The organism is Streptococcus sp. CM6, from assembly GCF_000526095.1.
GTDB classification, from domain to species: Bacteria; Bacillota; Bacilli; order Lactobacillales; family Streptococcaceae; genus Streptococcus; species Streptococcus oralis_BW.
The window spans coordinates 88,328-95,013 of record NZ_JATS01000019.1; the positions used below are offsets into that span (position 1 = coordinate 88,328).

Below are 6,686 nucleotides of genomic sequence, written 5' to 3' on the forward strand. Positions count from 1 at the left end.
CGTCATTTTCTTCATCATCTAAGTTCTTCTGATTAAATCTAGCATATCATAAGGTAAAGTATTTGCAGCCTCTTTCAGAGAATAATTCTCTAAATTATTCACATTTTGGCGTAGTTTTTTGGCATACTTGGCTGTTATCAGTTTAGCTTCTTCGTATTCAAAGATTGCCTTACGTTCGAGATAGTAGCCTCGTAGCATTTCATCGATATTGTTTGGCTTGATGCGATTGATAACCCGCTCAACAAAGGCACCACTTCCGATAATGGCCGTCTCGCGTAGACGAGACTCTTGCATAAAACTAATCAGAGAACTCTTGTAAACCCCTTTGAGGTTTTCCAAACTCTCGATAATCAGCTCTGTATTTTCCAAATACAACTCTGAAATCTGATCATAGTCAACTGCTAGTAGTTTACGAGATTCTTCATTCATCCAACTACGGAAAGTTTTGCCAAAGGTAAACATTTCATGGAGTAGAAAGCGCAGTATCCGTAAAGAAACAAGGAAATAATAAGTCACTCTAGAAGCGAAATTCCGATTGATACTCTGCTCCATGTTTTTTAGGTAACGTTGGTAAACTCGATAGCCACGCTCGCTGATTCTATTTTCTTCGTAGGCTTGCTCCAAACCGTCACTCTCAATACTCAAGATAAGAAGCTTGAGGGACTCCCAGTCCTCTTGGACTCTTTTATTTTCCTGACTAAGGATGAGGTTTTCAATCCGACCATGATAATTATCAATAGCTGCATAAAGAGGAAGTTTGTTCTTGTGATGGTCCAGCTCTTTTTCTAATTCTGCAGCCACATCATTCAGAATCGCAATATGCATCAAATGGTCCTTGCTTTCCTCTTGTTCCTCAGATAAGTGAGGGAGGACTAGTAAACCCGTTAAAAAGCTCAACAGTGTAACGCCTGCTACAAGGAAGAGTAATAAAGGATATTCCTGCTCCAAATGACTTGGTATGAGGAGAATGGTCGCGATAGATACTGTCCCTTTGACACCAGAGAAGGTCAAAAGAAGCATATCTTTCATGTACTTATGAATTTTTTTCTTAAGTCGACGCGTCCTCACAAAGTAAAAACCAGCAATCATGACAAAGCGGATCGCAAAAAGCAAGAAGGTCAGAACGACAACCGAAATCAGTAAAAGAAGGGGATTGTAGAGAGAATTAGACAAGATTGGCTCTGCTATCAACTCTAATTCCATTCCCAGGATAACAAAGACTGATCCATTTAGCATAAAGGTCACGGTGTGCCAGACGGTCTCCGTCACGGTGTCAACCTGAGCCTCAAGGAGCGTAATTTTTTTGAATCGACTAGCCTTCAAAATACCTGCAACCACTACTGCGATAATCCCTGAAACATGAAACTCTTCTGCGATGAAAAAGGTCATGAGTGGCAAACTTAGCTCTAGCAATAGTTCACTGGCTATATCTATCGCTCGCACACTCAGTAAAAAGGTATGCAAGAAACGATTGACCATAGCCGTCACAAAACCGACTACAAAACCACCAAGGATGGAAAGTGCTAGGGAAGTCCCAGCTTGGCTGAAAGAAAAAGTTCCTGTTGTCCAAGCAGCCAGGGCCATCTGAAATGCAACCAACCCAGAAGCGTCATTTAAGAGCCCTTCCCCTTTTAGAATATTAGAAACCCGTTTAGGAAAACGAAAACGTTCAGAAAGAGATGCAAAGGCAACCAAATCTGTTGGCCCAAGTGCCGCTCCAACTGCTAAACAGGCAGCTAAAGGAAGAGTCATCCAAAGGAAGTGAGCCATGCCCCCCAAGCTTAAGGTCGAGATAAAAATCACAGGAAAGATCAGAAAGACGACAATCCGCCAATGCTTCAAAATGGACGTAATATCCGCTTCTTCTGCCTCCCGGAAAAGTAAGGGACCAATAACCATGGCCAGAAACAGCTCTGTATTGAGATGAAAGTCCGCATCGGGAACGAATAAACCAATCCCAACCCCCAAAAGGATTTGCACAAGAGGAAGGGGCAAAAAAGGGAGAAGTTTATTGGTCGTAGTTGAAATGATTAAGACAAATAAAAATAGAATCAAGTAAATGAGTAATTCCACACAATTCCTCCTTAATCTTTTTTACAACAAGATTCAAAAATCTCCTTTTGCTCTTGGATTTTCTGATCAATCTTAGAACAGTCTTTGTGCTCAATTTTTTTCTGGCATCGTTCCATTTCAAGAGCCACTAATTTTTTCTTGATTTTAAGCATTTTCTTGCTCATATGTGCTTCGTCGAGCACCCCGACTGCTCGCTCGTGATGCGTTGACTCGACAAAATTTTGGCGCATTGCCTCAAGCTTCTCACGAAGGTATTGTTTATCCATGTCTATACCTTTCTAATTTTTCAATCATAACTAAAAACGGTGGATTATTAACTTGGTTGAGAGTCCGATAAATGGCAGCTGTATACTCTTGTTGGTTCAACTGGCTAACAAAATCCAATACAGCATCCCTCTCGGTGTCTCCTCCTTCATGACCATAGTAAATCATAATTGCAATCCGTCCCCCTTTGACAAGCAAGTGACACAGCTTTTCTAAGGCTTCGATAGTAGTCTGAGGTTGGGTGATGACGGATTTGTCAGCAGAAGGTAAATAACCAAGATTAAAAATCCCTGCCTTAGCTTCTGTCACAAACTGGTCTAGTGTCTCATGACCTTTCAAGATTAACTGGGCATTTTTCATTCCAGCCTGATCCAAACGCTCTTGCGTCTTCTCCAAAGCCTGCTCCTGAATATCAAAGGCATAGACTTGCTTGGCTAACTTGGCTAGAAAAAGGGTATCATGGCCATTGCCCATGGTCGCATCCACTACGATATCCTCTTTTGTCACAACTTCCGCCAAAAAATCATGTGCCATCTCAAGTGGTCTTTTCATTTTTAAACTCCTGTTTTACAGCCTTGCATCCTTGCACACTTCCGCGGCGTCGCATCTCATTCTCTATGCTATTCAAAACTTCCCATTTATTGAGGCTCCACATGGGACCAATCAGCATATCTCTAGGCGCATCTCCTGTAATTCGATGGATGACGATATGCTTGGGAATGATTTCTAGTTGGTCACAAATGACCTTGACATACTCATCCTGACTCATCAGTTGCAAGCGTCCTTCGTGGTAATCTCGCTGCATCCGTGTATTGGTCATGAGGTGAAGCAAGTGCAGTTTAATTCCTTGAATATCATTATCCGTAACACAGCGACGGACATTTTCGACCATCATCTCATGAGTCTCACCGGGCAAACCGTTAATCAAATGGGAAACAATCTCAATCTTAGGATATTTCCTCAAGCGTTTGACCGTTTCCACATACAATTCATAAGAATGGGCACGGTTAATCAGGTCAGAGGTTGCTTCAAAAGTAGTCTGCAAGCCCAATTCAACCGTCACGTGCATACGCTCCGACAACTCAGCCAAATATTCGATGGTTTCATCGGGTAAACAGTCTGGCCGTGTTCCGATATTGATCCCTACTACACCTGGCTCGTTGATAGCCTGCTCATATCGCTCCCGAATCACTTCCACCTTTTCATGGGTGTTGGTAAAGTTTTGAAAATAAACCAGATACTTTTTAACTTCTGGCCACTTGCGGTGCATAAAGTCAATTTCCTTATAAAATTGCTCGCGGATAGGAGCATCCGGTGCCACGATAGCATCTCCCGAACCTGAAACTGTACAAAAAGTACAACCACCATGAGCTACAGTTCCATCCCGATTGGGACAGTCAAATCCCGCATCAATAGGAACTTTGAAAGTCTTTTCTCCAAAAAGTTTTCGATAATAATCATTCAAGGTATTATAAGATTTCATAACTTCCATTATAACAAAAAACACCTACAATCTCAAAAGCCTGACTTTCCTACAAATTCCCTTGTTTCTCATTTCCTTTAGCGTTTTTTTATGATACAATATGGGTATGATTTTAATGAAAATAGCATCTATTTTATTATTGATATTAACCTTGGTGGTTTGCTTTATTGTCACCAAGCTTTTCGGACTTAGGAAAATAGGATTTAATTTCGCGGATCTAGCTTTTCCACTTTTGGTATTTGAGTACTATCTGATTACTGCTAAAGCCTTTACCCACAACTTTCTACCGCGACTTGGTGTCGCACTTTCTCTCCTAGCAATCCTCCTTGTAATCTTTTTCCTTGTCAAAAAACGAAGTTTTTATTACCCTAAATTCATCAAATTCTTCTGGAGAGCCGGTTTTCTCCTTACCTTAATCATCTATATAGCAATGATTGTCGAATTGATGATGGTAAAATAATTACCAACCCAGTATTAAATGCTGGGTCTTTCTTTTACTCTTATATCTAAAAAAGACCAGAGGAATCCTCTGGCCTTTTTATCACAGATTAAACCTAAGAAAAACAAATGGAAACTATCTTTCTCACGCTAGATTATTTATTTTTACGGCTTACAAAGTACAATCCACTAGTCACTGACATCAAAGCAAGTCCTGCAACTACTGCTACATTAGATGCTTTTTCACCAGTGTTAGGAAGTTGAGGTTTTTGTCCTGGTTTTCCTGGTTCATTTGGTTTGCCAGGTGTTGGTTTTTCAGGAGTGTGCGTATTTGTAATGTTGTAACCTTCTACTGAAGCTGTATAACCATCTGGAACATTCACTTCTTCAACAGTGTAGGCAATCTCCTTACCTTCTTGATAACGATCAAGACCTGTAAACTCATAAGTCCAGCCACTTGTTTCTGACACTGTAGCTGTCTGACCAGTTTCCTTGCCATCTGCAAGAAGTTTTACGGTGATAGATGCTGGACGGATGCCATCTTTGTTATCTTCATCTTTCCAGATCTTATGACCTTTTACAGCGGTTTTCTCTGGTGTGTGGGTGTTGGTCACATTCATACCAGTTTCAGTAGCTGTGTAACCTGTAGGAACACCAACTTCTTTGACTGTGTACTCGATTGCTTTACCATTTTGGTAACGGTCCAGTTCAGTGAATTCATACTTCCAACCTGTTTCAGCTGTTGCGATTGCTGTCTTGCCAGTTTCTTTACCATTGGCAAGAAGAGCGACAGTGATAGATGCTGGACGGATACGATCTTGGTCGTTATTATCAATCCAAGTCTTTTGTCCACTTACAGCAATTTTTTCTGGTGTATATTCATTGGTAATGGTGTACTTGCCATCCTTATCTGTAGTGATGGTTGCTTTGTATTCTGTCATAGCAGTTTCTTTGACAGTGTACTTGATTTCTTTACCATTCTCATACTTAGGAAGTTTTTTAGATTCGAACTTCCAGCCAGTTTTTTCTGAAACTTCAATTTCTTGAACGACTTTGTCGCCGTTAAGAATTTGAACTTTCACAGATGTTGTACGTTTGCCGTCTTGGTTGTTGTTATCTTTCCACACCTTAGTTCCTGAAAGGATAACTGTATCTGGATTATAGGTGTTTGTCACTACTTGACCAGTCACAGAGGATTCATAACCAGCTGGTACATCCACTTCCTTGATTGAGTAAGTGATTTCTTTTCCAGCTTCGTATTGTGGAAGATTGGTGAAGGATGCTACCCAAGTGTTAGCGTCTGTCTTATCCTTAGCTGTCAAGGTCAATTTCTTACCTTCAACGGCTACTGGTTTAGATCCATCTACAGATTTGAAAAGTTGAACCGTTACGGACTCAGGACGTTTGCCGTCTTGGTTGTTCGCGTCGTTCCATACTTTTGTTACCTTGTAGTCGATTTCTTTTGGTGCATATTTGTTTGTGATGGTAAAGTCTGTAATAGTTGATTCGTATTCTGCTACGGCTTCTTCTGTTACAGTGTATTTGATTTCTTTACCAGCTTTATATTTTGCTAATTTTTCGAATGTAGCAGTCCAAGTTCCGTCTGTGGCTGCTTGAACTTCTTTTGATGCGACTTTCTGACCGTCTGCTAAAAGATTGATTGTAATCTTAGTCGGACGTTTGCCGTCTTGGTTATTAGCGTCATCCCAGTTCTTAGTTGCTTTTACATCAACTGTTTCTGGTGAATAGCTATTTGTGATAGTGAATCCTGATGCAGCGCCACCAGCAACCTTAGAAGTGTAACCAGGAACAGTTACTTCTACTACTGTGTACTTAATAGGTGTGCCGCCTTTATCAGCATCAAGGTCTGTGAAGCTTCCAGTCCAACCGTTTGCGGCATTGAGTTCAAGTGTTTTACCAGTATCTTGACCGTCTGCAAGCAATTTAACTGTGACAGAAGATGGGCGTTTACCATCTTGGTTGTCCTTATCATCCCATTTTTTCGTCACAGAAACTGAAGTTTTGGCTGGAGTGTATTTGTTTGTAAATACAAGATCTTTTGCTTCTTTTGAAGCCGTTGCTTTCAATTCAGTTGCACTTACTTTTTCAACCGTTACTTCAACTTCTTGAACTGTCTTATCGTAAGTGATTCCTGCTTCAGATCCAACAACTTCTGAGATAGTGTACTTGTGAGTTCCCACTTGGCTCTCATCATATGAGATTGGTGAGAAGGTCACCGTTCCATCAGCAGCGTTTGTCACTGTTTCAAGCTCTTTATCGCCTTCTTTCAGAACAAAGCTATATTTACCAGCTTCAAGATCTTTACCTTCAAGAACTTTCTTAGCTCGGAGTGTATTTGTTTGTAAATACAAGATCTTTTGCTTCTTTTGAAACCGTTGCTTTCAATTCAGTCGCACTTACTTTTTCT

General features: G+C 40.7%; 5 protein-coding genes and 1 pseudogene. 1 reads left to right on the forward strand and 5 read right to left on the reverse strand.

The features are described from left to right. Positions 1-18 precede the first annotated feature (18 nt). From HMPREF1516_RS06600 to HMPREF1516_RS06615, 4 genes are read right to left on the reverse strand one after another with little or no spacing between them, the layout of a single operon-like run. Complete coding sequence (locus HMPREF1516_RS06600) at positions 19-2,073, reverse strand: cation:proton antiporter (protein WP_033606111.1); 2,055 nt, start codon at positions 2,071-2,073, stop codon at positions 19-21. 11 nt (positions 2,074-2,084) lie between these two features. Further along, positions 2,085-2,339 (reverse strand): hypothetical protein, encoded by a 255-nt coding sequence (locus HMPREF1516_RS06605; RefSeq protein ID WP_000361094.1) that lies wholly within the window; start codon positions 2,337-2,339, stop codon positions 2,085-2,087. Next, positions 2,332-2,889: a tRNA (mnm(5)s(2)U34)-methyltransferase gene (locus HMPREF1516_RS06610; RefSeq protein WP_000828419.1), complete on the reverse strand. Its 558-nt coding sequence runs from the start codon at positions 2,887-2,889 to the stop codon at positions 2,332-2,334. Before HMPREF1516_RS06610 ends, HMPREF1516_RS06605 begins: the two co-directional genes overlap by 8 nt. Beyond that, positions 2,873-3,829, reverse strand: coding sequence for a TIGR01212 family radical SAM protein (locus HMPREF1516_RS06615; RefSeq protein ID WP_033606112.1), 957 nt, complete (start codon positions 3,827-3,829; stop codon positions 2,873-2,875). Before HMPREF1516_RS06615 ends, HMPREF1516_RS06610 begins: the two co-directional genes overlap by 17 nt. 91 nt (positions 3,830-3,920) lie before the next feature. On the opposite strand from HMPREF1516_RS06615, the gene HMPREF1516_RS06620 reads away from it, so the two are divergent. Continuing rightward, positions 3,921-4,280 carry a DUF3397 domain-containing protein gene (locus tag HMPREF1516_RS06620; protein WP_033585581.1) on the forward strand — a complete coding sequence of 120 codons (360 nt, stop codon included), beginning with the start codon at positions 3,921-3,923 and terminating at the stop codon, positions 4,278-4,280. A 133-nt stretch (positions 4,281-4,413) separates the two neighbouring features. Here HMPREF1516_RS06620 and HMPREF1516_RS06625 read toward each other — a convergent pair. Continuing rightward, a pseudogene (locus HMPREF1516_RS06625) lies at positions 4,414-6,609 on the reverse strand (Cna B-type domain-containing protein); the annotation flags it as partial. Positions 6,610-6,686: the final 77 nt, after the last annotated feature.